The organism is Streptomyces sp. NBC_01549 (assembly GCF_026339955.1).
Classification (GTDB): domain Bacteria; phylum Actinomycetota; class Actinomycetes; order Streptomycetales; family Streptomycetaceae; genus Streptomyces.
In genome coordinates, this window is sequence record NZ_JAPEPW010000005.1 from 72,429 (window position 1) to 92,867 (window position 20,439).

Annotated in this window: 29 protein-coding genes and 1 pseudogene; 1 reads left to right on the top strand and 29 read right to left on the bottom strand. The window is 71.3% G+C overall.

Going from position 1 to position 20,439, the window contains the following annotated elements; genetic code table 11:
* Nucleotides 1-3: 3 nt before the first annotated feature.
* From OG819_RS55175 to OG819_RS55280, 22 genes are all read right to left on the bottom strand, one after another.
* Nucleotides 4-609: a hypothetical protein gene (locus OG819_RS55175; protein WP_266657618.1), complete on the bottom strand. Its 606-nt coding sequence runs from the start codon at nucleotides 607-609 to the stop codon at nucleotides 4-6.
* A 267-nt stretch (nucleotides 610-876) separates the two neighbouring features.
* Nucleotides 877-1,407 carry a hypothetical protein gene (locus OG819_RS55180; protein ID WP_266657620.1) on the bottom strand — a complete coding sequence of 177 codons (531 nt, stop codon included), beginning with the start codon at nucleotides 1,405-1,407 and terminating at the stop codon, nucleotides 877-879.
* Between the two features lie 73 nt (nucleotides 1,408-1,480).
* Nucleotides 1,481-2,602, bottom strand: a complete 1,122-nt coding sequence (dnaN, locus tag OG819_RS55185; RefSeq protein ID WP_266657624.1) for a DNA polymerase III subunit beta — start codon at nucleotides 2,600-2,602, stop codon at nucleotides 1,481-1,483.
* Nucleotides 2,603-2,776: 174 nt separating this feature from the next.
* Nucleotides 2,777-3,421, bottom strand: coding sequence for a hypothetical protein (locus OG819_RS55190; RefSeq protein ID WP_266657627.1), 645 nt, complete (start codon nucleotides 3,419-3,421; stop codon nucleotides 2,777-2,779).
* A complete protein-coding gene (locus OG819_RS55195; protein ID WP_266657629.1) occupies nucleotides 3,418-3,705 on the bottom strand; it encodes a hypothetical protein in 288 nt (95 codons plus the stop codon). Before OG819_RS55195 ends, OG819_RS55190 begins: the two co-directional genes overlap by 4 nt.
* Before the next feature lie 93 nt (nucleotides 3,706-3,798).
* Entirely contained in the window at nucleotides 3,799-4,053 is a 255-nt protein-coding gene (locus OG819_RS55200; RefSeq protein ID WP_266657631.1) for a hypothetical protein, read from the bottom strand.
* A gap of 36 nt (nucleotides 4,054-4,089) precedes the next feature.
* The gene (locus OG819_RS55205; protein ID WP_266657633.1) at nucleotides 4,090-4,653 is read right to left on the bottom strand and encodes a hypothetical protein; all 564 of its coding nucleotides are present in this window, start codon (nucleotides 4,651-4,653) and stop codon (nucleotides 4,090-4,092) included.
* A gap of 108 nt (nucleotides 4,654-4,761) precedes the next feature.
* A complete protein-coding gene (locus OG819_RS55210) occupies nucleotides 4,762-5,187 on the bottom strand; it encodes a hypothetical protein (protein ID WP_266657635.1) in 426 nt (141 codons plus the stop codon).
* Nucleotides 5,184-5,480 carry a hypothetical protein gene (locus tag OG819_RS55215; RefSeq protein ID WP_266657637.1) on the bottom strand — a complete coding sequence of 99 codons (297 nt, stop codon included), beginning with the start codon at nucleotides 5,478-5,480 and terminating at the stop codon, nucleotides 5,184-5,186. The genes OG819_RS55210 and OG819_RS55215 overlap by 4 nt, the downstream gene beginning before the upstream one ends.
* Nucleotides 5,477-5,863 (bottom strand): hypothetical protein, encoded by a 387-nt coding sequence (locus tag OG819_RS55220; protein WP_266657639.1) that lies wholly within the window; start codon nucleotides 5,861-5,863, stop codon nucleotides 5,477-5,479. The genes OG819_RS55215 and OG819_RS55220 overlap by 4 nt, the downstream gene beginning before the upstream one ends.
* The gene (locus OG819_RS55225; protein WP_266657641.1) at nucleotides 5,860-6,885 is read right to left on the bottom strand and encodes an ATP-binding protein; all 1,026 of its coding nucleotides are present in this window, start codon (nucleotides 6,883-6,885) and stop codon (nucleotides 5,860-5,862) included. Before OG819_RS55225 ends, OG819_RS55220 begins: the two co-directional genes overlap by 4 nt.
* Nucleotides 6,886-6,923: 38 nt before the next feature.
* Nucleotides 6,924-7,379, bottom strand: coding sequence for a transcriptional regulator (locus OG819_RS55230; protein WP_266657643.1), 456 nt, complete (start codon nucleotides 7,377-7,379; stop codon nucleotides 6,924-6,926).
* A gap of 96 nt (nucleotides 7,380-7,475) precedes the next feature.
* Nucleotides 7,476-7,964 (bottom strand): hypothetical protein, encoded by a 489-nt coding sequence (locus tag OG819_RS55235; protein WP_266657645.1) that lies wholly within the window; start codon nucleotides 7,962-7,964, stop codon nucleotides 7,476-7,478.
* A gap of 103 nt (nucleotides 7,965-8,067) precedes the next feature.
* Complete coding sequence (locus tag OG819_RS55240) at nucleotides 8,068-8,646, bottom strand: hypothetical protein (RefSeq protein WP_266657647.1); 579 nt, start codon at nucleotides 8,644-8,646, stop codon at nucleotides 8,068-8,070.
* Between the two features lie 313 nt (nucleotides 8,647-8,959).
* Nucleotides 8,960-9,841, bottom strand: coding sequence for a hypothetical protein (locus OG819_RS55245; protein WP_266657649.1), 882 nt, complete (start codon nucleotides 9,839-9,841; stop codon nucleotides 8,960-8,962).
* Between the two features lie 90 nt (nucleotides 9,842-9,931).
* The gene (locus tag OG819_RS55250) at nucleotides 9,932-10,714 is read right to left on the bottom strand and encodes a hypothetical protein (protein ID WP_266657651.1); all 783 of its coding nucleotides are present in this window, start codon (nucleotides 10,712-10,714) and stop codon (nucleotides 9,932-9,934) included.
* A 99-nt stretch (nucleotides 10,715-10,813) separates the two neighbouring features.
* Complete coding sequence (locus OG819_RS55255) at nucleotides 10,814-11,209, bottom strand: RNase adapter RapZ (RefSeq protein ID WP_266657653.1); 396 nt, start codon at nucleotides 11,207-11,209, stop codon at nucleotides 10,814-10,816.
* Between the two features lie 132 nt (nucleotides 11,210-11,341).
* The gene (locus OG819_RS55260) at nucleotides 11,342-12,136 is read right to left on the bottom strand and encodes a hypothetical protein (protein WP_266657655.1); all 795 of its coding nucleotides are present in this window, start codon (nucleotides 12,134-12,136) and stop codon (nucleotides 11,342-11,344) included.
* A 163-nt stretch (nucleotides 12,137-12,299) separates the two neighbouring features.
* Nucleotides 12,300-13,466 carry a DUF4097 family beta strand repeat-containing protein gene (locus OG819_RS55265; RefSeq protein WP_266657657.1) on the bottom strand — a complete coding sequence of 389 codons (1,167 nt, stop codon included), beginning with the start codon at nucleotides 13,464-13,466 and terminating at the stop codon, nucleotides 12,300-12,302.
* Nucleotides 13,467-13,507: 41 nt separating this feature from the next.
* Complete coding sequence (locus tag OG819_RS55270; RefSeq protein ID WP_266657659.1) at nucleotides 13,508-13,936, bottom strand: hypothetical protein; 429 nt, start codon at nucleotides 13,934-13,936, stop codon at nucleotides 13,508-13,510.
* A gap of 282 nt (nucleotides 13,937-14,218) precedes the next feature.
* Nucleotides 14,219-14,641 carry a hypothetical protein gene (locus tag OG819_RS55275; protein WP_266657661.1) on the bottom strand — a complete coding sequence of 141 codons (423 nt, stop codon included), beginning with the start codon at nucleotides 14,639-14,641 and terminating at the stop codon, nucleotides 14,219-14,221.
* The gene (locus OG819_RS55280; protein WP_266657663.1) at nucleotides 14,638-15,075 is read right to left on the bottom strand and encodes an RRQRL motif-containing zinc-binding protein; all 438 of its coding nucleotides are present in this window, start codon (nucleotides 15,073-15,075) and stop codon (nucleotides 14,638-14,640) included. Before OG819_RS55280 ends, OG819_RS55275 begins: the two co-directional genes overlap by 4 nt.
* A gap of 134 nt (nucleotides 15,076-15,209) precedes the next feature.
* On the opposite strand from OG819_RS55280, the gene OG819_RS55285 reads away from it, so the two are divergent.
* Entirely contained in the window at nucleotides 15,210-15,440 is a 231-nt protein-coding gene (locus tag OG819_RS55285; RefSeq protein ID WP_266657665.1) for a hypothetical protein, read from the top strand.
* Between the two features lie 511 nt (nucleotides 15,441-15,951).
* Here OG819_RS55285 and OG819_RS55290 read toward each other — a convergent pair.
* The 7 genes and pseudogenes from OG819_RS55290 to OG819_RS55320 all read right to left on the bottom strand — a co-directional run bounded on the left by OG819_RS55290 (nucleotide 15,952) and on the right by OG819_RS55320 (nucleotide 20,437).
* Nucleotides 15,952-16,671 (bottom strand): hypothetical protein, encoded by a 720-nt coding sequence (locus tag OG819_RS55290; RefSeq protein ID WP_266657667.1) that lies wholly within the window; start codon nucleotides 16,669-16,671, stop codon nucleotides 15,952-15,954.
* A gap of 124 nt (nucleotides 16,672-16,795) precedes the next feature.
* Nucleotides 16,796-17,347 carry a hypothetical protein gene (locus OG819_RS55295; RefSeq protein WP_266657669.1) on the bottom strand — a complete coding sequence of 184 codons (552 nt, stop codon included), beginning with the start codon at nucleotides 17,345-17,347 and terminating at the stop codon, nucleotides 16,796-16,798.
* A gap of 53 nt (nucleotides 17,348-17,400) precedes the next feature.
* Nucleotides 17,401-17,778, bottom strand: a complete 378-nt coding sequence (locus tag OG819_RS55300; protein ID WP_266657671.1) for a hypothetical protein — start codon at nucleotides 17,776-17,778, stop codon at nucleotides 17,401-17,403.
* Entirely contained in the window at nucleotides 17,748-18,353 is a 606-nt protein-coding gene (locus OG819_RS55305; RefSeq protein ID WP_266657673.1) for a hypothetical protein, read from the bottom strand. Before OG819_RS55305 ends, OG819_RS55300 begins: the two co-directional genes overlap by 31 nt.
* A gap of 30 nt (nucleotides 18,354-18,383) precedes the next feature.
* The gene (iscB, locus tag OG819_RS55310; RefSeq protein WP_323139495.1) at nucleotides 18,384-19,454 is read right to left on the bottom strand and encodes an RNA-guided endonuclease IscB; all 1,071 of its coding nucleotides are present in this window, start codon (nucleotides 19,452-19,454) and stop codon (nucleotides 18,384-18,386) included.
* Between the two features lie 113 nt (nucleotides 19,455-19,567).
* Nucleotides 19,568-19,840: pseudogene (locus OG819_RS59000) on the bottom strand (RRXRR domain-containing protein); the annotation flags it as partial.
* A gap of 309 nt (nucleotides 19,841-20,149) precedes the next feature.
* Nucleotides 20,150-20,437 carry a hypothetical protein gene (locus OG819_RS55320; RefSeq protein ID WP_266657675.1) on the bottom strand — a complete coding sequence of 96 codons (288 nt, stop codon included), beginning with the start codon at nucleotides 20,435-20,437 and terminating at the stop codon, nucleotides 20,150-20,152.
* Between the last annotated feature and the right edge of the window lie 2 nt (nucleotides 20,438-20,439).

Genomic DNA, 20,439 nt, shown 5'->3' on the forward strand with positions numbered 1-20,439 from the left:
GGATCAGGTGAGGGCGGCGGTCGCGTCCGCGTCGGGCGTCGGCCGGCGGCTCAGGGATTCCAGCTCGGCGTGGCGCTCTTGAAGGCGCTCGATCGTGGTGCCGTCGGTCAAGGCGGTCTTGATCAGGTCGGCCTGGTACTCCATGCCGGCGAAGACCCCCTTGTGGAAGCGGCACTGGTCCTGGGCTTCGGCGCAGGCCTCGCAGTCCTCCCAGGAGGTGGGGTCGTACGGTGCCGTCTCCGGGCCGGGGAGTTCTTTGGGCGCCTGTCGGACAGGGCTGTTCTCGCTGGTGGTGAACAGGTCCTCGCGCCAGGTGTCCGGCAAGTCGCTGAGGTACTCGGCGAGGGCGGCCGCGATGAGCGGGTAATGGCCGAGGAGGGAGGCCCACAGGCGATGGGCCTCGGTGGCCGGGTCGACGTGCGGCGGGAGTTGGTCGGCCTCTCGGGCGTACCGCTGGACGCTTTCGCGGCGCTGCTCCCACGTGCTCGTGTCGATGCCGGCTTCTACCGCGGCGCCGAGGATCTGCATGTCGTGGAGGAATTCCGGTGCGAGCAGTCGCTCGGTGAGCGTCTCGGCTTCGGTGGGATCGCGGCGGGCGAGTGCGGCCACGGCCTGGTCGGTGAGGAAGGCGGTGCGTTGGGTCCAGAAGTCGGCGTTGCAGTAGGCGGTGGAGAGCAGTCATAAGCGGAGCCGCTTGAGGTGGGTGGGACGGTCGGTCACCGGAACACTCCTTTGCTGGGCTGGTGGCTGATGCCGTGGGCTGGGTGGCGTGCGAGGTGAGGGCGGCGGTCGCGGCCGCATCCGTCGACTGAGGTAGTTCTGTCGGCGGTGTCCGCGTGCGCGGTTGCCGCGCACGCGGAGTGGGCGGGATATGGGTCAGTGCGCCCAGCTCGCGGGCACGGGTCCGTGGTCCGGGGTGGGGAGGGCGGTGTCGGCTGGCCTGGATGCCGGGTGGCGCATGACGGTCACCGGGACGGCGCCGGGTTCGTCGGGCGGGGCGTAGATCAGACGCCAGGTGTCCTCCCACTCGCACCCGCAGGGGTGGTCGGGGTGCGGGTGGCGGAGGTACACCGCGTGCGTGTGTACGGCGCGCGGGAGTCGGTCGATGGCCTCGCCGGAATCATCACCCGGGTAGCAGTGGAGGTGTCGCCAGTCGTGAAAGCGCTCCATGTAGGCGGTGGCGGCTTCGATGATGGCGGACCACGCGTGGTGCCCGAGGGCGACAAATGCGACCGGGTACGGGTCGCCGTACGGCCCCTCCAGGCCGCTGATCTGCAGGTCGGCGTGGGTGAGGAATCCGCACTTCTCGGCGTCTTCTCCGGCGGGGGTCCACAGGTGCTCGGTCGGGTAGAGCGTGCCGTCGTCGGCCTCGTTGGTTTCGATCTCGTACAGGGCAGTGGGGGTCACCAAGTCTCCGCAGGGTGTGTGGGCGGGGAGCCAGACGTGTCGCCGGCCTCCCCGCGGACATGGGGCCGGGTGTTCAGCTGATCCGGATCGGCATGAGGAGGTAGCGCAGCGCTTGCTCGTCGCTGCCGTGCCCGCGCAGGACGGCGGGTTTCGTGCTGGTGGTGAAGTTGAAGTCGACGGATTCGGCGGTGAGGGCGTCCAGGCCGTCGAGGAGGAAGGCGGGGTTGAAGGCCACGGTGAGTTCGTCGCCGTCGAGGTTGGTGTCGACGTTGTCCACGGCTTGGGCTTCGTCGCTGGTGCCTGCCTCCAGGACGAGCGTGTTGTCGGCGGCGAAGGTGAGCCGGAGCGGGGATTCCTTGGTGGCGACCAGGGCGACGCGCTGGACGGCGGCCTTGAGTGCGGCGATCTCCACGGTGGCGGTGTGGTGGAACTCGGTGGGGAAGAGGCTCTGGTACTTGGGCAGGTCGCCTTCCAGGGCGCGCAGGGTGGTGGTGCGGTGGTCTGTGCGCAGCGTGAACAGGCCGTTGGATCCGGAGGAGTCCGGGAGGGCGAGGTCGATGGTGGTGTCGTCGGCGGCGGCCTTCACAGCGTCGAGGAACGGCTTTCCGGGCGCGAGCGCGGTGCGGTCGGCGGTGAGGTCGCAGTTCTTCCAGCCGATGGTGCGCACGGCGAACCGGTAGCGGTCGGTGGCGGCCAGCGTGAGGGTGCCGTCTTCCTGGTCGTGGCGGAGCTGGATGCCGGTGAGGACGGGGAGGGTGTCGTCCTTGCCGACCGCGCAGGCGACCTGGGCGACGGCTTCGGCGAGGCCCGGGCCGGGCAGAGTGCCGGAGGTTGCGCCGGCTTCGGGCAGCGCCGGGTATTCCTCCAGGGGCAGGGTGGGCAGGGTGAAGCGGGCGGATCCGGCGCGCAGTACCAGGCGGGGGCCGGTGAGTTCGAGGTCCACGTTGCCGCGGACGCGAGCGACGATGTCGGCCAGCAGCCGTCCGGAGACGACGGCGCGTCCGTCGTCGGCGACGGTGGCGGGGACGACGGTGTCGGCGGAGATGTCGTAGTCGAAGCTGCTGACGCGCAGGGTGCCGTCGCGGGCGTCCAAGAGGAGCCCGGCGAGGACGGGGGCGACCGGCCGGGCGGGGAGGCTGCGGGCGGCGTAGCCGCCGGCGGAGGCGAGGTCGGCGTGGTCCAGGATGAGCTTCACGGAACGGTTCCTGTCTGTGGTGTTGATGGTGGTCCGTGGGGGGGGCGGTCGCGTGCGGGCGACCGGCCGGGGGTTAGTGGGAGAGGCGGAGGAGTTCTTCGATCCGCTGGACTTCGTCGCCGCGGCTGCCGTGGACGGTGGCGTGGCGGACGACGGTGGGTTCGGCCGGGGCGGTCACCGGGACTCCGCGGCCTCAAGGCGTGCGGTGAGGTGCGGGTTGGCGGCGGTGATGTCGTCCAGGAGGGTGCGGCTGGGCTTCCACAGGCGCTGCGATCCGGTGGCGTGGACCGGCTCGGCGAGAGGCTGGACGTGGGCGAGCTTCCAGTGGAAGCAGCCGTGTTCGGACCAGCGGGTGCATGCGCCGTCGTCGGCGTGGACGCCGGCGAGGTCGGCGACGGCGACGACGTGCCCCTGGACCGGCTGGTAGTCGTCAGGCAGAGCGTCGCGTACGGCGGGCAGGGCCAGGGCCTGCTTGTCGATGGTTTGGCCGCCGTGGATGAGGAGGGTTCCGCGCCAGCCGGTGCTCCACACCCGGTTCTCGATGCGTTTGGCGATCTCCTCGTCGGTGAGGGCGATCAGGTCCGACCAGGGCGGCTGGATCGTCAGGGCGCGGATCTTGGTGGGGTTCGGCTCGGCGGGGGCGGCCTGGTGGGGGGAGCTGATGGCCTGCCCGAGCGCCTCGAAGTTGAGGCGCCGCTGCTCGGGTGTGATCGGTGCCGGTCGTTGGGGGGCGGTGAAGAGGGCGCCGGTGGGGACGGCTTCGTGGCGGGCCCGGGCGTACAGCGCAGCGTCGTGGGCGTCCGCGAGCGTGACGGTCACCGGGATTCCTCCTGCTGTCCGGGCTCCGTCTTGAAGACGGGGGTGCGGCCGACGGCGATCAGCAGCAGCTGGAGGGCGGCGCCGGGGTGGCTGTGCTCCTGGGTGGCGGGCAGCCCGCACCAGAAGCAGTCGGCTTCCGCGCCGGCCCAGCTGGTGGAGCAGCGGGAGCAGTTGAAGCTGGGGCCGCGGCGGGGTGTGGGGCGGCGGCGGTTGAGGCCGATGGCGCGCATGCGGGCGGCGGCGGCCGGGTTGGGGGAGTGGGCGGTGGCGTGCTGGGACGGCATGATGAGGGTGCTCCTCTCGCCTGAGGGCGGGGTGGTGTGGCCCGGGACGGCCAGCTGGTTTCTCAGGCCGAAGGCGGCCGTCCCGGGGTGGATTCAGGTGGGTGTCCTGGGCTCGGACTCGAAGTGGAGGGTGTGGGCCAGGACGATCGGGTTGAGGGCGAGGACGTCGTCGTAGCGGGGGTCGATCGCTGCGCCGTGGCGGGCGGCCTGCTCGGTCGGGGTGTCGGCGATCTTGCGGGCGGCGGCGCGGGCGGTGACCGCGTCGGTGGCGTCTTTGATGACGTAGCTGTGGCGGGTGCCGGCCTCATCCAGCAGGCGGAAGGTCACCAGCCACGGGTCGGAGTACATCGCTGTCGTCCGTGCACGGGGCGGTGGCGAGCGGGCCTAGAGGGGCGGCTCGACGCTGCTGTGGGCGGGGTCGGCGTAGCTGCTGGCGCGGATCCGCAGCCGGTAGTCGCAGTCGACGGGGGCGCCGGGGTCGGTGTCGAGTTCGTCCAGCAGGACGATCAGGTGGTCCTCGTCGGCCAGTTCCACGCTGAGGTAGGTGCCGCAGGAGCAGGGGGCGATGAGGGTGAGGACGTGGGCCAGGCCGCCGTCCTCGTCGGCGCCTTCGTCGCGGCGGGTGTAGTGGAGCCACCAGCCGCGCTGTCCGTCGGCGGAGCCGAGGTAGGTGACGGCGGAGGCCATCAACTGCCGTTCCGGGACGGGCGGGTGGCCGGTCCAGGACATGGGCTGCACCACGGTGTCGAGGGTGTCGGGCATGGTGCCGGTGAGGACGGCGTCGGCGTTCAGGACGGCCTGGAAGGCGGCCTCTTCGTCGCGCTGCTGCTCGCGCTGGGACAGGTCGAAGGCCTGTACCCGCTGGTGCAGGGCGACGATCGGCTCAGGGCCGGTGTCGTCGTGAGGACGGTCGTCCTTGGAGGCGGGGGCGAATTGAAGAACGGTCATGAGGGTGGTCCTCCTTTCGGGGGTTCCTGCGGGGCCGGTCGGTCTGTCCGGTCCTCCGCACCGCCCCAACCCGCAGGCGGGGTTGGGGCGGCACGGGCGGCCGTCAGCTCAGGCGGCGGCGTTGTCCATGCGGAGTTCGGCGAGCGCGATTCCGTAGGTGGCGCAGGAGCCGGAGCAGTAGTCGCGGGCGGGCTCGGTCGATCCGGCCACGTGGACGCGGACCCAGCCGCGCTGCTTGGCGAAGCGGCCGACGGCTTCTTGGCCGCAGCCGTCGGTGGTGCAGGCCTCCCGTACGGCGGTGTTCGCCTCCGGGCGGGAGGTGCCGGCGGCGAACTGCCCGCCGTTCCACTTGTGCTGTCCGGTGGCCCGGGGCGAGCGACCGGACTGCCGCGCCTCGGACTTCGCTTGTTCGTCGTCCCGCTTGGCCTGCAGGCAGCCGCATGCTTCGGTCGCGGGGACCTTCCTGCGGGTGTGCTGGCGGTGGCCGCGCAGGGTCCCGTGCTCGATGCCTTCTTCGTTACCGATCAGGCTCACGGTGCGGTTCCTTCCTGGGTGTTGGGGTTCGGGCTGGTCGGCTGCTGCAGGTCCATGAGGGCCAGGAACTCCCGGCCGAGTTCGGCATCGGCGAGGATCACGCGCAGGATCGAGGCGAAGCCGTCACGTTCGATCTGGTTGAGGCGGTCGAACACCGCGTGGGCGTCGCGGTGGACGCCGACGGCCTTCAGGTAGTCGGCCTCGGTGGTGACGGTGCGTTTGGCGCCGCACCGGCCGCAGCTAAAGGTCGCCTGGTCCCATCCCTGCTCTGTCGTGGGGGAAGGCGCACTCACTGGTCGCCTCCGTCCTGCGAGGCGACGGGGGAGGGGAGTTGGGCGAGCAGCAGGCGGAGGGTCTGTGCCATCACCACGGCGGGTTCGGTGAGGTTGCCGCAGGACAGCCAGTGGGCGAGGTCGCGGTGCCCGGTGATGTCCGCGGTGTAGATCGCGGTCGGCGTGCGTCCGTCGCCGCCGTCGATCCACGCCTGCAGGGTGATGCGGCAGGTCTCGGGGTCGGGGTCGGCGCCGACCGACCGGCGTGTGCCGGCGTTGGCGAGGATCGCGGCCGGAGCGCCGGGGCCCATGGTCGGCTCCCAGGTCTCCCCGAGCCCGGCGCGCAGTGCGTCGCCGAGCCGTTCGACCGGGTCCCCGTTCGGTTCGATGAGGGGTGCGTTCACGACCGGGTCGCCTCCGCGTACGGCGTGGGCAGCTGGTCGTGGTCCTGGGTGTCGTCGCTGTCCGGGTCGGCTCCTGCCTCCCAGTCGGCCACCTCGTGGTCGATCTCGCTCTCGTAGCCGCAGCCCTGACAGATCAGGCCGTCGCCGATCTCGTGCTGGCCCTGGTAGGCGCGCAGCAGGTCGGTGGCGCTGTAGGCGGGCAGCCAGGCCGGGCCGCACTTCTCGTCGTCGTCACGGCCGGCCTCGGTGGGGCAGGGCACCAGGACGTCGAAGCCGTAGTTGCCTTCGCCGTCCGCGTCGCGGCGGAAGGCCAGGGTGCGGTAGTCGCCGGCGACTTCGAGAACGACGACGCGGTCCTCGCCGGTGACGAGTTCGGAGTGGTCCTTCCAGGTCGCCAGGCGGGCGATCTCGGGGCCGAAGAAGCGGCGCAGGAGGACTTCGTCGCCCAGGCCGTCGCTGCCGTCCAGGCCCAGCTCGCGGCGTCGGGTGTCGCTGGCCCGCTGCAGCAGCGCGCCGAGCCGGCCCAGCCGCTGGATGGCGGGGGTGAACTCGGCGTAGTCGAAGCCTTCGTGGCGCAGGTGGGCGGGGGAGGCGGCGGCCATGGCCTGGTGTTGGGCGCGGACGGTGTCCTCGGGGACGTGGCGGTCGCCGGTGCGGGTGGCGTTGCGGGCCAGGCACACCTCCAGGGGTGTGGGCACGATCAGTGCGACGGTGGGGATGCCGTAGCGGCGGGCCGTGTTCAGGAGGGTGGCCCGGTCCTCGGGGTTGGTGGAGGTGGCGTCGATGACGGAGGTCAGCCCGCGGCGCAGGCGGGCCTCGAGGACGCGGAGTAGGGCGAAGACGGCGTCGCCGGTGGCGGACTGGTCGCCGGGCGAATCGGAAACCAGGGCCCTGTAGTGGTCGAGGCTGAGGACCTGGGTGGGTTCCCAGGTGCTGGCCAGGGTGGACTTGCCCGAGCCGGCCGGGCCGATGAGGACGATGACGGCCGGGTCAGGGAAGTCGGTGTCGAGGAGTGGTGTCACGGTGGGGCTCCCTGCGGGACGGAGGGCTGTGGAGGGGCTCACTTGGAGGCCGCGATGAGAGCGGCGGCGGTCTCCATGGCGTGGTGGAACGCCTGGTCGAGGGCGTAGGCGCCGCCCAGCGGACCGCCCAGGGTGTAGAAGTTGCCCTTGCCCGTGGCGTCCGCGATGGCCTTGAGGTGGATACGCCGGTCGGCCCACCAGTGGGTGCCGGCGGACAGGGCGAGCGCGGCGGCGACCCGGCCGGGCTTCAGGCGCAGGCCCAGCACGCGGGATCCGGCGTACAGGACGGCGGCCTGGGTCGCGGTGTAGGTGGCGACGTGCGCGGTGCACGCGATGCGTCCGGCCCGGCCGGTCTGTCCTTCGTTTTGGTCGTGCTGGCCTTTGGTGACGGCCTGGTGGTCGGACTGGATCCAGTGGTCGCCGAGGTCCGCGGCCATACGCAGCAGGGCGTAGGCGGCGGCGAAACGGGTGGCTTGGGTGCTGTTCTCGGTCATGCTGGAGGTGCTCCTCTTCTCCGGTGTGGGCTGCGGGAGTTGCCAGGGGGCGGCCGCGGGCGTTCTTGGTCGGATGCGGCGGCCGCCCCCGGGCAGTTACTTCGTGGTGGGGGCGTGCGGGTCCGGGACGCTGGCGCAGTCCTCGTCGTGCTGGTGCGCGACGCGGCCGCCGGTGCGGCGCAGGTCGGCGAGGATCTCCATCAGGTCCTCCTCGCCCTCCAGCTGGAAGTCGACGTAGCCACGGCCGCAGGCGCAGGGCACGATCAGCGTGAGGACGTCGCGGGCGCCGTCGGCCTCGCTGATGTGGAGGGTGTGGTGCAGCCACAGGCCGCCCTCCAGCCAGGCGATGGCGCTGGCCTCCAGCCGGTTGTCTTTCACCGAGGTCTGGCCGGCCCAGTCCATGTCCTCCAGGACCTGGCCGATGGTGGAGCCGTAGGCGTTGTAGACGTGGTGGGCGGCGGCAGTCTGGGCGTCGTCGCGCTGCTCGGCGTCGGTGTAGTCGTCGCCGACCATCGCGAACAGGCGGGCCAGCGGGGAGTCGTCGTCCAGCGCGGCGGTGACGGGCGATTCGAGAATGTCGGTCACAGGGTCTCCTTGGTGCGTTTCGGGGATCGGGCCCATCTGCCCGGTCCTCCGCACCGCCCCAGCCCAGTGGGCGGGGTTGGGGCAGCACGGAGGTGGGGCAGCGTCAGGCCGCCGTCTGAATTGCGTCGCCATCGGCGAGTTGCTGGAGGAGCTCCTGGAGCTGGAGGAGGGACGTGAGCACGATCGGCTCGTCGGAGTCCGGGGCCACGAACCGGAACGCGGTCTCGGGGACAGGGCCGGGCTGGTAGAGGACGTACGCGTCGAAGGCGAGTTCGTAGCGGGCGGTGCCGTCCTTCTCGCCCTCCCACTCGACGGCGGAGCCCAGCAGTTCGCTGCCGCGGTCGAGGGTCCAGGAGTCGGTTGCTGCCCGCTGCGCGGCGTCCGCGCAGATGGCGTCGGCAAGACGGTCGAAGACGTCCGCCGGGCTGAGCGGGGTGGGGGCTTCGTCCTCGTGGTGGGTGGCGGCGGCGCTGGTCACGGCGTGTCCGGCGCCTGCGGCGAGGCCGCCGATTCCGGCGGCGGCCGCACGCCAGGTGGTGTCGGCGCCGACGGTGGCGGCGTAGGTGATCCAGCCGCCGGCAGCAGCAGCGGTCAGGGTGAAGAGCACGCTGAAGCTGTTGGCTAAGAACGTCACGACCTTGGTGCGGCGGCGTGTGGTCTGGCTGCGTGCGGTGGGGGCCATGGAGTGGTCCTTCGGGTGTCGGGTGAGGTGAACACCTCGTGGTGGAGCCGGAGTTGGTGGCGGCTGTCGGGATGGTTCTGCGGTCTGGGGGGCGCCGTGCCGGTGGCGGGTTGAGGGTGTGGAAGCCTCAGGTGTCCTTCGGGCAGCTCACCCCGTGCCCCCGACCAGGCCGGCGTCCACCAGCCCCGACCATGGGTCACGATCAGGCAACGCGTTGGCTGGTCGGGGCTGTGGTCGGGGCTGTGGTCGGGGCTGTGGTCGGGCCGACCACGCGGTGGAGAGGGCCGCGTCGGTGTCCGAGGCGACCGTGGTCTCAGGCCGCCGTCGTGGCGGGGCTCGGGTGGGCGTCCGTCGGCGATGCGTCCCCGCTCGTCTCCTGCACTTCGGGGGCGGTGGGGTCGGACGCGAGACGGAGCCTGCGCTGGTTGAGGCGCTCGTTGATGACGTCGACGGCCTCGGTGTGCGTGACGTCGACGATGCCTTGAGCGGCCGCCCGCCGCTGGATGACGTCGCTGGTGATGCTCGCGCACGTCAGGTCGTCCTCGGACTGTTCAGCGAGAGCCCGGTCGACGATGCGGGCAAGCTGCTCGGCACGCTCATCGGCCGGGATGGGCATGGTGTGGCGGGAGTCGAGCAGCTGCAGGAGGTGGGCCGGTCCGGTCAGGACGGTGGTGCCGTCGCCGGTCTCCAGCGTGTACTGCTCGGTCCAGCCCGCCGACAGCGTGGTGCCGAGATCGCTGTGGTCGGGCTGGTATCGCAGGTACTGGCCGGGGGCCAGGTAGTAGGTGGCGGTGCCGTCCTCGTAGCCGTGCCAGAGGGCGTCGTGCCGGGCGGGGTTACGCAAGTCGCTCCAGTACCAGCGGGACTTGGCCTTGCGCGCGGCGTCGGTGGCGGCCTGCGCCGCGATTCGGGGCCGGGCCTGGTCGTAGCTTGCGGCCGGGGCTTCGGGCACGGTGCCGTTCAAGGTGCTGCGCCAGGTTCCGGTGGCGGTGTTCAGCACGCTATCGGTGACGATCGCAGCCGCCAGGCCGGCGGCCACGCCGACGGCGAGGCGGCTTGCGGGGCCGTGCCGGTCGGTGGTGCGAGCGTGTGCGATGCGCCCGACCGTGGCGCCGACGACCACGCCGCCGATCACGCCCATGCCGTCGAGCAGGTTCGCGCCGAAGGTGCGCGCAGTGGAGGAGGAGATATTCACGAACACTCCTTGCGGGGTAGGGGGCCGGGGTTTGTCCGGTCCTCCGCACCGCCCCACCCGTGGTGCCGGGTGGGGCGGCACAGGGGGCCGTCAGACGGCGGCCAGCTGGCGGGCTTCGAGGCCGGCCCCGCCCAGGAGCGCACGGAGCCCTTTCTCGTAGTCGCAGCGGCGGAGGCGGTCGTAGAGCAGCTCTGCGGCGGTCGTGCACTCGCCACGGCGGCTGATCGCGACGACGGCGTCCTCGGTGACACCGGCGGCGGTCGCGACCTGCTCGGCGGCAGCCCGGGCGAGCTGCAGCGCCACCTCCTTTGCCGCCTCCCGCCGGGAGTAGCACGCCCGCCAGAACACCCAGTTGCTCATGGCCCGGGTGTCGTCGACCCGTGCGGTCCAGGCGTCGTAGCGCTGGCGCGTGCCGTCCGGGTCGGTCTGCCACTCTTCGGCCCACTGCCGGGCCAAGTCGGGGAGCTGGCGGTCGATGAGGTCCAGGACCCGCTGGCCGCGGTGGCCGAAAGCCCTCCAGATCTCGGTCTCCTCTACGACGCGCATCTGGTGGCACAGAACCCAGTACGGGTGGTACTTGGTGTCCCAGTTGCCCGTCTCCCCGAGCGGTTCGACGATCCAAAGCCGGACCGGCCACTGGACGGGCCACTCACCGCGGCGGTCCAAGACCTCGCCGACGCCGCGCTGGCTGTAGGTGCGGAAGTAGGAGAAGGGTCCTTCGTCGTACCAGGGGCGTCCGGGGGTGGGATGGTCGACGGCTTGGCCGACATGCTCGGCGAGGTTGATGGTCGTGAAGGATGCGGTGGAGCCGCTGGTGGGCGGGACGGTGCCGTCGGGCATGCTCACCATGTAGTGGGTCGGCGCCTTGGTCACGAGTGGCCTCCGAGAGGGTGTCTGCGGTGTGGAGCCGGACTGTCCGGTCCTCCGGAACGCCCCACCCCTGCGGGCGGGTTGGGGCGGCACGGGGAGCCGTCAGGCTGCGGCGCGGTCGACGACGGGCTGGTGCAGGTCGCGGTGGTGGAGGTCGACCTGATGGCCGCGGCGGCGCAGGCGCCGGGCCAGCAGGTAGGCCGTGACGCCGGCGCGGTGCCTGCCTCCCGCGCAGCCGACAGCGATGTGCAGCGGATGCTGTCCGGCGGCGGGGCCGCGGGCATAGGCCTGGGCCTGGGCGACGGTGGCGGCGAGCAGCGGCTCGATGCCCGGGGTGCGCTTCACGGCCCGGATGACCTTGCGGTGGCGGGCGGTCAGGGTGCGCAGGCGCGGGTCGAAGTGCGGGTCGCGGAAGTGCTGGCGCAGGTCGAGCACGATGTGCGCGTCGGCGGGCCGGGGACCGTGCAAGTGCCCGAACGAGGTGATGCGGATGTCCATGGGAGTGGCCTCCGGGCTCAGAACGGGCTGGTGGCCCAGGGGTCGTCGGGGTCGCTGCCGGACGGGCGGGCGACTGCGGGGGACGGCTGTTCGCCCTCGTCGTTGTCCTCGTCGCCGTAGCCGTCGGCGGCCTCACAGCCCAGGGAGCAGTACGACCCGGCGTGGAAGAAGGGGGCGCCGCACAGAGCGCATTCCTTCTCCTCGCCGTCGCAGTTCTTCGACCAGTCGGTGATCACGCTGGGGTCGATGCAGGCCTGGCAACGCCCGTCGGTCTGGCCGGACGCCGGAACAGCCGTCGTTGCAGACCTGCCAGCTGATCGCGGTGCAGCCGCACTCCCGGCACAGGATCGCGGGGGCGGGTGCGGGAACGGCCGGTCCGGTCGCGGCGGCGAGCGTGGCCCACAGGAGGGTGCTGGGGCCGGGCAACGGGTCGACGAGGGTGATCTGCGTGGCGGGCATGAGCGCGTGAACGGCGGGGAGCTTGGGCCACATCGCCTGCAGGTCCGCCCGGCCGAGCGCCTGGCCGAAGACGACGTCGTCGCCGTCGCCGGTGGTGACGGTGATCCCGGTGCCGGGCCCGTCGTGCTCGAAGTCGAGCCAGTCGTTGAGGACGATCTCAAGTCCGGCCTCTTCGGCGGCATGGACGAGGCGGCGGACAAGGGCCGCTTCGGAGACGAAGCCCTGTACCGCGGCGTGCTGCTGCACCGCGCCGTTGGTGAGGCCGGCCTGCGCGGCCGGGATGAGGAATCCGGCGCGGTTGGCGGCCGCGAGGACGGTGATGTGGCCGGTGAGGGTGGGGTGCGGGCGGTGGTTGGCGCGGTGCCCGGGAAGGCTGCGTACGGTGCCTTCCCACCAGTCGGCGGTGGTCTGGCCGAGGGCGCCCAGGGTGTGGGCGGCCCGCCAGCGGGCGCGGTCGGCGCGGCTCATCCATAAGCGCCTCATGTGGTCCTCCAAGCGGTGGTGAATCGGTGGGTGACCCGGCCCGGTCGTGGTCGCGGGCACGCCCGGGCCGGGCGGTGTGGGCCGAGCGGCCACCGCCGGTCCCGGCGCACCACGGGTGTGGTGGTCGGGGCCGACGGAAGCCGTCCGGTCAGCTCTTGCGGACGTCGCCGTTGCGGGTCTTGGTGGACACGGCGAGGTCGCTGCGGCCGGATACGCCGCGCAGGCGGATGTCGCCGTTGTAAGTGCGCGCCTCAATGCGGCCGTTGGCGGTGCGGGAGGCGGTCAGGCGGATGTCGCCGTTGTAGGTGACGAGCTTCGCTTCGCCGCCGGAGTAGCTGTCGATCTCGTTGTTGCCGTTGTAGGTCTCCAGGTCGGCCCACTCCTGGACGGCGTCGATGACGTTGTCGCCGTTGTAGCCGCGGACCTTGACCCGGCCGAGGACGCCGGCGTTCAGGTTGCCGTTCTGGGTCTTGAAGTCGAGGGCGGCGAGGGCGCCGCGGACGGTCAGCGGCGCGTTGTAGGAGTCCATCTGCACGCCGGATCCGGGCGGGAGGATGACGTCGACCTCGACGGGGTTGTGCCCGCCACCGCTGATGCCGCCGATGGTCATGTTGCCGTTGCCGTCGATGGTCACGCCGGTCCCCGTGGTGCCCGGGCCGACGTAGGAGACGTTCTGGTAGACCGTGCCGCCCCTCACGTGCGTGTTGTTGATGACGGTGGCCTTCACCTTCGGGACGACGACGGTCAGGACGTCGCCGTTCAGGCTGATGGAGGCGTTGCGGGCGGCGTCGGCTGACGGGCCGCTGGTGTCCTTGGTGCGTACGGTGGCGCTGGCGACGGTGGCGGCCGGGTCGACGGTGACGGTGACGACGCCGTCCGGGCACGTGATGTCGGCGAGGTACGGCCGCCCGGTGGGCGCCTCCTGCTCCTGGCCGGCGCCGGGCTTGGTGGTGTTGATGCTGGCCTCGCCCACCAGGTGGGCGACGACCTCGGATGCCTCGGCGGCGGGCAGCGTGTGCACGCGGACCAGTTCGGTGGCGGGATCCCGGCCGGTGGTGAGGGCACGCTCGTAGGTGGCGCGGTACTCCGGCAGGAGCTTGCCGAACGAGGCCTGGACGAACTCCGTCGCCCAGGACTCGCCCTGCTGCAGCGCTTGCCGGGTGACCCGCTCGAACTCCTGCTGCGCCTCGGCCTCCGGCCTGGACTCCGAGATGGTCAGGTACAGGAAAGCGAGCATGCCGGCGGTGGACTCGCTGACGCCGAACTCGGTCATGAAGTGACCGGCGGCCTTGTCACGGGTTTCATCGGTGAACACAGGGATCCCCCCAGGTGGTGGTCAGAATTGGGTGTGGCTGTTCAGCGGGATCCGGTCAGGTACTGGCTGGCGACGGCGCGGACCTGGGACCCGGACAGGCGTGCGTGGGTGTAGAGGAGGCGGGCGACGTGCCGGACGGCCAGCCACATCTCCTCGAGGAACTCGTCGGTGCCGGCGTGCGTGGCAGCAAGGTCGACGGGGGTCACACCGTCGGTCCGGCACTGCTGGCGCTCGGTGTCGGTGTAGGCCACCCGCCAGCGCGGGTCGAAACCGCTGATGTTGTCGCGGTCGGCAAGGGAGCAAACCTCGCTGACCCAGTCGCGGTCCGCCGTCCACAGGCCTTCCTCGCGCAGCCACCGGTCAGAGGCACGCTCGCCAGAGGCAGCCCAGATGGCCAGGTCGTAGAAGTCGGTGCCAGTGAAGTAGGTGATGTCCGCCTGGCGCCCCGGAGCAGGGTGCGGCCCTGCCACTCGGGGTGCTGCACGTACACGTGGTTGAGCCGGATCGGCGGCCGCCCCCCGGTGACGTAGGCGTAGTGGACCGCGGCGGTGACGGCATGCCCGGCCTCATGGACGGCGGTCCACATCCGCACGTCGCGTTGCGGTAGTCCGAGCAGCGGCAGCACCGGGGAACCGGCCTCGCCGGTCCACGCCGCCGGGGCAGGATTCCTTGTCCAGGCGTTGCCCAGCTCGCAGAAGTGCTTCCACAGCAAGAGGGTCTGGGCGGGCGCAGTCATCGTCATCACCGGGCCGTCAGGCGATGCCACAGCGGCACTTCGGACCGTGGTTCTCCGCCAGATCGTGCAGGTCCTTCGCGGTCAGGTCGCCGAGACCGTGCCCCTTAAAGGTCATCCCGCCGAGGTTGCCCTTAGGCAGCTTGTCGGTGGCGAACTGCCACCCCCCGTCGAGGATCAGCGTGCCGCCCCGCTTGCGCAGGGTTCCCGCCCGCGTCACCTGCTTACGCCTGTTCTCCGTCTCCACCCGTGCCGCCTCCTGCTGCTGCTCCTGGCGGTGGCGCCTGTTGCGGGAGTCCGTGCTGTGGCGCGTGGCCTCTTCGGTGCGCTGGTAGGTACCGGATGCGAAGTACTCCTGCTCGGGGGTGAGCATCTGCGAGAACTTCTTGCTGGGTCCGAACAGGCCCATCGCTGTCTCCTTGATCGCAGTCGAAGTAGTCATGCGGCTTTTGGCGAGGCCGTGAGGTTGATGTAGGAGCTCGGGTCGGCGGGGGTGCCGTCGTGGCACTCCAGGCAGATCCCGAGCGAGACACGCAGGCAGCCGTAGAAGCGGCGGCCGCAGTCGGGGCAGGTCTGGCGGGCGGCCATGGCCTTGTCGAGCGCGTGCTCCTTGGCGAGGGTCATCGGCCGGACTGGCTTCGCCTGGGCGTTCTCGTACAGGTAGCCGTTCTTCGGGCCGAGGGTCTCCACCTCGGCCACCACCTCCTGGCCGCCGGGCCGCAGTCCCATGTCCCTCAGCTGCCGCTTGGTGGCAAGGCCTTCGGGGGCCTGGTTGCGCTTGTAGACGGGGATGGTGGTCTGCGGCTTGGTGGGGGCGTACGGGTCGACGTCGACCAGGTCGTCGTTCGTGTGCGGGTCGAAGTCGTCTGCACGCACGGGTGTCCCCCTCCAGCTGAGTTGGTGCTCTCGGGCGGTGCACAACCACCATGCTGTAAACAGGTTTCTTCTGTCAATGGGTTGCAGTTCGAAAGGCGTTGACAGTTCAGGCCAGTGGCTTGATCATCGAAGGCATGACGAACACAGCCCCCAGCCCGCACGTCGGCGTCACGGAGATCGGCGAGATGCTGAACGTGAGCCGCCAGCGGGCCAACAAACTCGTGGCCAGGGCCGACTTCCCGGCCCCCGTCGCGCAGACCAAAGCCGGCCGCGTCTGGGAACGGGCGGCCGTGGAGAAGTGGGAGAAGGGGTGGGACCGCACGAACGTCGGCGGCCGGCCACCGCAGAAGGCCCCCCAGGAATAGCAACAGGCCCCGTGGCTTCCCGAGGAGAAGCAGGGCGTACGCGTAGGCGGCTGTGCCGCACAGACTGTGGCTCCGTGCCGCGCACTTTCGCCTCCAGCGCGACGGCGCCCTGCGCCGGTCCATACGCCGTCACCGCCCCCAGCCATCGGGCAACGGCCTCGCGTTCAGATGTCCTTTCAGCAGGAGGCATTCCAAACTCCCAGGTCAGAAGTGATGTCGCTTGACCTGAGAAAACCCGGCGGCCCCGACCCGACCACCGACCATGAGGGCCCGACCAGCATCACGATGAGGACACAAGGGCCGTGGTCGGGTTCGTGGTCGGCCCAACCACGCCTGCACGCGTTCCCGTCGGGCCTGGGCCAGTTGGACAGGATGTGGGGAAGGTGCCCGCAGCGAGGGCCGGTCCTGCTCGTCTCGCTGGTGTTCAACGCCGGGTCCCCGTCGCTTCGTCTCTGGCCGTTCTCCGCCCGGTCCACGCGCGGGGCGCGGGCCGGACAGGCAGCGGTCAGGGTCAGTTCAGCGACGGCGGCTGCTGTGTCGGGTTCGGGTCGTACGGCTTGTACGGGGAGAGCTGAGGCGGCAGGTGGATCTCGGCGTGAACCTCGGGGGCCGGGACGTCGACGTTGACGTCGACGAACACAGGCCGGGTGAAGCTGATGCCGCGTAGGGCGAGGACGGACAGGGCCGTCCAGGCGAGCAAAGCGATGCCGGCGGCGACCTGGCGGCCCGGCTCGGGGGTGCCGATCCACACCATGGTCACGGTGGCCGCGCCCCATGCGGTCCAGGTGAGGCGGGCCGGGGTGATGCGGAGGTAGCCGAGGAGGAACGCGACCACGCCGACGACCTGCCAGGTGCTGTACGCGGTGGCGGCGGTGATGGGCAGCGCCCGGGTGTGCGTCGTGAGGTAGGCGCGGATCGGCTGGTCGATGGTGGCGAGCAAGCCGGTGTGGTCGCCGCCCGTCGGGGTGGACCAGGGGAGGGCGCGCGCCGCGTCGATCACAGTGGTCCCGAAGCCGTACAGCAGGACGCATCCGGCGATGACGATGACGGTCTTGATCCATCCGGCCGTGAGCCGCCAGCCGTAGGTGGGCGCCATCCGAATGTCGTGGAGACGGCGGCCGAGCCAGCCGTGTTCGCCGCCGAACCGTTTCCACCAGGTGTAGGCCCGGGCCTGGGCGGTGGGCTCCTGCTCGCGGTCGGCGTGGGTGTCGGGGAATGGGGTGACGGTCATATCGTGTCGCCTCTCGGGTCTGCGGGACGGGCTCGGGTGTTTGCTGGAGGCCGGCCGGCCTGTCCGGTCCCCGGGGCCGCCGCACGGGGCGGGGCGCCGCCGGAGACCGGGCGAGTGGGCCGGATCAGGCGGTCTTCGGGTCGCCGTCGGCCTCCAGCGCCTCCAGGGCGGGGAGGGTCGGTACGGCGTTCAGGGGCCAGCAGGGGCCGGCGCACTGGGTGCGGTCGGGCAGCTGGTGGGGGTGGAGGATCGGGGCGCCACTGGCAGCGTGCATGCCGCGGTAGCGCCACACGATCCCGGGGTGGCGGCGGATGTCACCGGCGGGCACGTAGTCCGCGTCCAGGTCGAAGGTGCGGCCGCTGACCGGGTCACTCCACTTGCTGAGCCCTTCCGTGACCTGACTGATCAGGCCGCTTCCGGGGTCGGTGTAGCGGGTGACGAGGGCGTCCAGCTGCGCGCGGATCCGTTTGGCGTTGGCGATGATCCAGTCACCCACCAGGTGCTCCTGGCCGCGGGGCGCATAGTACGCGGTGCTGTCGTGAGGGTCGGCTTCGAGCGCCTGGTCCAGGTGGGCCATGGCCGCGACCATCTCGGTGACGACGGGGGCTTCGACGCGGACGACCCTGGCGGCGTGCTGGCAGTACCGGATCTCGGCGGGGGCGGGGACGGTGGTCAAAGAGGACTCCTTACGGGCGGATTGAGGGGGTGGGACCGGGCGGGTGGTCCGGATCACGGTGTGGACGGGGTGGAGCTGACGGCCGGTGTGGTGTGCGCGGGCGGCGTGTTGGTGGCGGCCGGGGCGTCGGCGTGCTGGCCGATCAGGAAGCCGATGACGAGTCCGGCGATGGCGAGGACCTTGTGGCGATGGGCCAGCCACCGGCCGGGCTGGGCGGGAGCGGCCGGCTGCAGGGTGAAAACGGGGCCGGACTGCTGCTTGGGCATGAGGAATCGCTCCTTGGCGAGGAAGGAAGTGGGGAAGGGGGTGCGGGCAGGCCGGTCGGCCTGGCCGGCCCTCGGGAACGCCCGTTTGGGCTGGCCGAGAACCAGGCAGGTCGGCAGGACGAACTCGGCGGCCGCTACTGCTTGTTGCGGTTGCGGTCGCCCCACTGGATGTTCACGTCGCCGCCGCGGCCGACGATCCGATTGCCGCCGGTGTCGATCTGCGGGGCGAAGATGACCGTCTGTCCGCTGTCCGTACCGGAGCCGGTGTCACCGCCGACGTGGGCGGCGGCCTTGGCGTACAGGGAGCGGACGACGGCCGCAGCGCCGAACAGGATGACGGCGAGGACCAGGGCCACCTTCCACAGCATGTCGAGCACGTCCACGAGGCCTCCCAGGGCCGGTGCGGCGATACGGAGCGCGATCGCGCCTCCGAGGGCGAGCGCGGTGAGGCTTCCGGCGACCATGCCGATCGCCTTGGCCCAGCCCGGCATCGGATCGTGCGGCGGGCCTGCGGGGACCGGGTCCAGGCTGTGTTCCACGGGGCGGCCCCACGCTATGCGACCGTCGGGGAGCTGCACCTGGATGGCGCCGGGAACGGGCACCTGGTACAGCGTCAGAGCTGGGGCGGCCGCCTGCTGGACGATCGGGTACTGCTGGGGCGCGGGCTGCCAGATTGCGGTGGGCACGGCGGGGGTGTGGGGGCCGACTTCCTGGTCGACCAGGTACTGCTCGGTGTTCATCGGGAGCTCCTTGCGTGGAAGCCCGCGCGTTCAGGCGGGGGGAGGGTCCCGGTCCAGCGGCGCGGAGCGGGGCAGCGGCGGGCGGGAAGGCTGCTCGCGGCGGGCGGTGTAGGCGTAGCCATCGGCCCGCTGCAAGAGGGTGAAATAGGTGTGCCGGGCGGTAACCAGGCCGTGTGTGGTGCGGACGGCGAAGCTGCCTGAAGAGCGGACGGCGACGCGGCCGGTGCGGGTCCCCGCGTACTTGCCTGTTGGGATGGCAACGCGGACGAGGTCGCCGGTGGCGAAGCCGAAGAACTGCTTGTGCCGGGGCAGGCGCAGGCGAGGGAAGCCGTGCTTGTCGGTGCGGGTGCGGCTGTAACTGCCTCGCCCGGCGCACCCGACGACCAGCACCATGGTGACGGTCTCGGTGATCGTGTCGAGATGGCCGACTGCGAGCGCGTCGAGGGTGTGAGACTTCGGGAGTGCGCAGCGGGCACGGTTCCATTTCGTCCGGCCGCCGCTGCCCACGTGCGTGGGCAAGCGTCGGTCGAGGGCACGCCACAGGGCCCATCGGGTGGCGTTCACGGCGGCAGCGTCGCGGAGTGGCGCCTTCGCCGCGGCCTTCACCCGCGCGGCTACAGCTGGGGTGGCGAACTCCTCCACCGGCAGGTTGCCCTTGGCCTGGTTACACGGGATGCAAGCGATAACGAGGTTGGAGATGCGGTCGGAGCCGCCCTTGGAGCGGGGGTGGACGTGGTCGATGTTCAGCGGCACCCTGGTCACGCCGCAGTACACACACGCTCGGCCGAACTTGGCGAGCAGGTATTCGCGCGCCTCCGTACTGTGCAAGGTGCCACGCTGATACTCGGTGGCTTCCAGGGGGCGGCCGACGGCGATGGCGTGGGTGTCGAACGCTACCCGCTCCACATGCACTGCATGCACCGGAGCCCAACGCGACAGCCGGTCCGCCCACGACACGGTGGTCTCAACTCGGTGCCGAAGAGACGGCGCCAGCCAGTTCTCTGAGCGGCTGCGATTGAGGAAGCGGGGGGCACGGTAGCGCAGGTTCCGCGTGCGGCGCCCTCGCCGGTAGGCGGCCCGCAGTTCCAGCTTCTTGCGGATGGCGGATCCTCGGTCTCGAGCTGCACTGAGTACCGGCCCCGGCGCTCGCCCGCAACAGCGGTGAACACGGCTATACCGGTGTGCTTGGAGCCGGGGTCGATGCCCAGCTCGACACCGTTCACCTCCGAAGACGCGGCAATGCGGTCCTTCAAGCGGATGACGAACGGGGTGAGCCGGGCGACGACCGCCCGGCCGGACTTCAGCAGCCTCCTGGCCCTCGCGGGCGTGGTGGGTTGCAAGGGGCGGCCGTGCTGGTCGAGGACGAACACGGCGGGGGGCCGCTCAAGCGGCTTCGCACCGGCCCCGGAGGGCACGGCGGTGACGCCCTCGGCGGCAGGTGAACCGTCGAGGATCTCCCCTCGACCATGTTCCGCGCCGGATACCACCAGCTGGTGGTCTTCGAACCCCGTTTCGTCCCTGATCCCGGGGTTGTCTACTGGCTCGAATTCGAGAGCAAGCTGCTGAGGAAGAACAGCTCGGTCGGTCTTCTGTCCTACGCGGAACGTAGCCAACTTGGGTCACCTCCAATGCAGTTGGCTCGGTCTGGTAACACACGGGCCCTCAGCCGCACAGGCTGAAGACTCCGCCCCTCTCAGGCGGGGATCCGGTTACCGGGCGCTCCAGGGGAGCCGGGTATGGCCGAGGCCCGCGCCTCGGAGAGAGGGCCGGCCTCGGTGACAGCGGGCGGGTGGTGGCTACCACTCGCCGCGGTTTGCGGCGTCGTTGAGCTCCGCGAGCGTGGCGTACTGGCGGTGCAGCCGGGAGCGGAGCTGGACGCGGATGCCGACGGCGCGGCCGCTGGTCGCGAGTTCGGTCAGCAGGTCGCGGTCGGCCGGGTCGGTGAGGAGGTCGGCGGCATCGTCCAGGACGACGGTGACCGGCCCGGCCGGGGCGGGCTCGCTACCGAGGTGGGCGGCCCGTTGGCGGACCAGGTCGGTGGCCGCGGTCAGGATCGTCACCGGGGTGAGGTCGGTGCTGGACATGA

Excerpts from the sequence above, each read along its gene's own strand:
- OG819_RS55195 (WP_266657629.1), bottom strand. The coding sequence starts at position 3,705 with ATGCCGTCCCAGCACGCCACCGCCCACTCCCCCAACCCGGCCGCCGCC.
- OG819_RS55200 (WP_266657631.1), bottom strand. The coding sequence starts at position 4,053 with ATGTACTCCGACCCGTGGCTGGTGACCTTCCGCCTGCTGGATGAGGCC.
- OG819_RS55205 (WP_266657633.1), bottom strand. The coding sequence starts at position 4,653 with ATGACCGTTCTTCAATTCGCCCCCGCCTCCAAGGACGACCGTCCTCAC.
- OG819_RS55230 (WP_266657643.1), bottom strand. The coding sequence starts at position 7,379 with ATGACCGAGAACAGCACCCAAGCCACCCGTTTCGCCGCCGCCTACGCC.
- OG819_RS55240 (WP_266657647.1), bottom strand. The coding sequence starts at position 8,646 with ATGGCCCCCACCGCACGCAGCCAGACCACACGCCGCCGCACCAAGGTC.
- OG819_RS55255 (WP_266657653.1), bottom strand. The coding sequence starts at position 11,209 with ATGGACATCCGCATCACCTCGTTCGGGCACTTGCACGGTCCCCGGCCC.
- OG819_RS55260 (WP_266657655.1), bottom strand. The coding sequence starts at position 12,136 with ATGAGCCGCGCCGACCGCGCCCGCTGGCGGGCCGCCCACACCCTGGGC.
- OG819_RS55275 (WP_266657661.1), bottom strand. The coding sequence starts at position 14,641 with ATGACTACTTCGACTGCGATCAAGGAGACAGCGATGGGCCTGTTCGGA.
- OG819_RS55285 (WP_266657665.1), top strand. The coding sequence starts at position 15,210 with ATGACGAACACAGCCCCCAGCCCGCACGTCGGCGTCACGGAGATCGGC.
- OG819_RS55290 (WP_266657667.1), bottom strand. The coding sequence starts at position 16,671 with ATGACCGTCACCCCATTCCCCGACACCCACGCCGACCGCGAGCAGGAG.
- OG819_RS55305 (WP_266657673.1), bottom strand. The coding sequence starts at position 18,353 with ATGAACACCGAGCAGTACCTGGTCGACCAGGAAGTCGGCCCCCACACC.
- OG819_RS55320 (WP_266657675.1), bottom strand. The coding sequence starts at position 20,437 with ATGTCCAGCACCGACCTCACCCCGGTGACGATCCTGACCGCGGCCACC.